Below are 2540 nucleotides of genomic sequence, written 5' to 3'. Positions count from 1 at the left end.
TTTCCCACCTTAAAAGATGAATTTAACAACATTTATCCTGTTGAATTTTTTTATATTCAACCGGGGTTACTCAAACATAACCTTTTTCATCACATTATGCTCTTTAGTCTTTACATTGATCATGTAAAGGCCTGAAGGTAAACCCTTCCTTTTCAGCACATACCTGCTGGTTATATTTACATTAAACACCCTTCTTACCAACTGTCCGGTTGCATTATACACCTCAATTAGAAGAATCGGGTCTGCCGGATCCTTACTGTGAATTGTAAGTGATGAATTTGCCGGGTTGGGGAAAATGTTCACTGATTTTGACTCAGCAACAGATTCATCAATACCAGTTACAGTAGTATCTATTACAAAGTCATCTAACCACAGTTTAGTTCCTTTCCTCTGTTCTCCAATCCCGAATGAAAGCGACTCACAAAACATAACAGCGCTTCCTGCTGCAACGATCTGTAATGTATCAGGCGTATCAGCAGTAATCCAGGTGATTGCAACACTACCTGCTGTCCAGGGGGTATCCAACTGTGTGAATAACATTAATCCTACACCATCTTTGATAGTTGAATCCAGCAATGTATCATAGTGAGATAATGTTACAGTAATTGCACCCGTATCATTATCTACAGGCATGTATTTATACATGAAATTAACCCTTTTGATTTCTCTACTGGTATATGCAACGCCATGTTCTCCAGTCGTCAGGCCATAGAATCCGAGGAACAACATACCCGAGGCTGTATCGGAACATGCTCCGGCAGTCACGGCACCAGGCAGAGTATCGGTAATTGTCATGGCAGAAAATGTACCTTCTGCAGGATTCATTGAATCCTTGAAAGTTGTTTGAGGAAATCCAAGAAACATAAATCCGTTTAATGTACCCCAGTCATCCGGATCTTCACCTGGTGGTGGGCCTGGCGCTCCATTAGGAGACCACGCTTCAAGACCGAGATTAGTCTGTGCAAAAATTGTACTTGTAAATGTACATAGTACACATACAGCGATAAATAGTAATTTTTTCATCATAAATTTGGTTTGTACCTTTCCGCCAGTTGGCGGATTGGTGGTTTACCCCATTGGATAATTATTTAAGTTTGCTTCATCCCGCTGCCATGCCAATGGGGTTTAACCAGCGGAGTGAATTTAAAAACGGTGCAAAACTATTAAAGTAATAATTGATATGCAAGAAAAAGTATACTTTTTTTTAAAAAAAATAAAATACGGCATAAAGATCGGGGCTTCCAAAACGCTTTCAAAACGGAAAATCGCAAATGGCTGCAGCTCAATTAGTAATTTTTACTAAAAAATCAACTTTTTTCTGACATGATGGAGTTTTTTAGTAATTTATGCAAACGGGCATCGGTAAATTAGTAAATTATAGGTCTAATAGACAAAAGTTGGTTGCTAAAATCACCGCAAAAATAGTAATATTATAAGTAATGTACAAAAAATGTGGGTAAAATATGGAAAAAAATAGTATTATTATGGGTTTAAAACCTAATTTTTATTTCAATGAATAAAAAAACGATGTCCGTATTGTAAAAGCTACCATACCAAAAAGAATGGAAAGCGCTCAGGTAAGCAACGTTATTACTGCAAAGATTGTAATCATATTTTTGAGAACAAGAGACGCACAAAGGCCAAAAGACAACGAAAATTATGGAAAGAATATGTCAGAGAAAAGCAGACCTATAGTGAATTAGCAGAAAAATACAAAGTCAGTAAAAGAACAATTCAAAGAAGAGTAGATCAGGTAAATGTTAAAAGACAAAATCATGAACCATACGAAACGGTGATAATGATGGACACCTGTTATTTTGGAAGAAATTTTGGTGTAATGGTATTTCGGGATCATTATCAAAAGGTAAATATCTATTGGAAATTTGTTAAGCATGAAACCATCAGTGATTATGTAAGTGGCATAAATTATATCCGGGAGAAAGGATGGAAGATATTAGGTATTGTATGTGACGGAAAAAGAGGCATGTTTAGTTCATTTGGTGATATTCCCGTTCAAATGTGCCAGTATCATCAAGCTGCTATTGTAACCAGGTATATTACTAAAAAACCTCGTTTAGAGGCGGGTATAGAATTAAAAGAGCTCACTTTGCTTTTAACAAAGACAGATAAGGAAAGTTTTACAGGTGGGCTGGATCAATGGCACACAAAGTGGAAGAATTTTCTATCTGAAAAAACGATCAATTCCGAAATAGGGAGATGGCATTATACACATAAACGAATAAGAAGCGCATATAGGAGTTTAAAGCATAATTTACCCTATTTGTTTACCTGGTATGATAATATAGAGTTTAAAATGCCTAATACCAATAATTCTTTAGAAGGAATATTCAGTAATCTAAAAACAAAATTGAGAGTTCATTCAGGTGTAAAACAGAGAAGAAAAATCAAGTTAATAAATTCCATATTAAATCAATAAAAGCAACCAACTTTTGTCTATTAGACCTAAAATCGCAATTTCTTCCAGAGATCTATCAGAAGTTGATATTAATTATATTGAATTAACAGACTGTGAACAGGGT

2 protein-coding genes are annotated in these 2540 nt (G+C 35.5%); one reads left to right on the top strand and one right to left on the bottom strand.

Going from position 1 to position 2540, the window contains the following annotated elements:
* Positions 1-66: 66 nt before the first annotated feature.
* A complete protein-coding gene (locus tag FVQ77_17410; protein ID MBW8052082.1) occupies positions 67-1026 on the bottom strand; it encodes a T9SS type A sorting domain-containing protein in 960 nt (319 codons plus the stop codon).
* A 586-nt stretch (positions 1027-1612) separates the two neighbouring features.
* Between FVQ77_17410 and FVQ77_17405 the strand changes: the two genes are divergently transcribed.
* Positions 1613-2437, top strand: a complete 825-nt coding sequence (locus FVQ77_17405) for a hypothetical protein (protein MBW8052081.1) — start codon at positions 1613-1615, stop codon at positions 2435-2437.
* The last annotated feature ends 103 nt before the right edge of the window (positions 2438-2540 follow it).

The sequence above is a fragment of the Cytophagales bacterium genome (genome assembly GCA_019456305.1).
Lineage (GTDB): Bacteria > Bacteroidota > Bacteroidia > Cytophagales > VRUD01 > VRUD01.
This window is presented reverse-complemented; position numbering and strand designations above follow the sequence as displayed.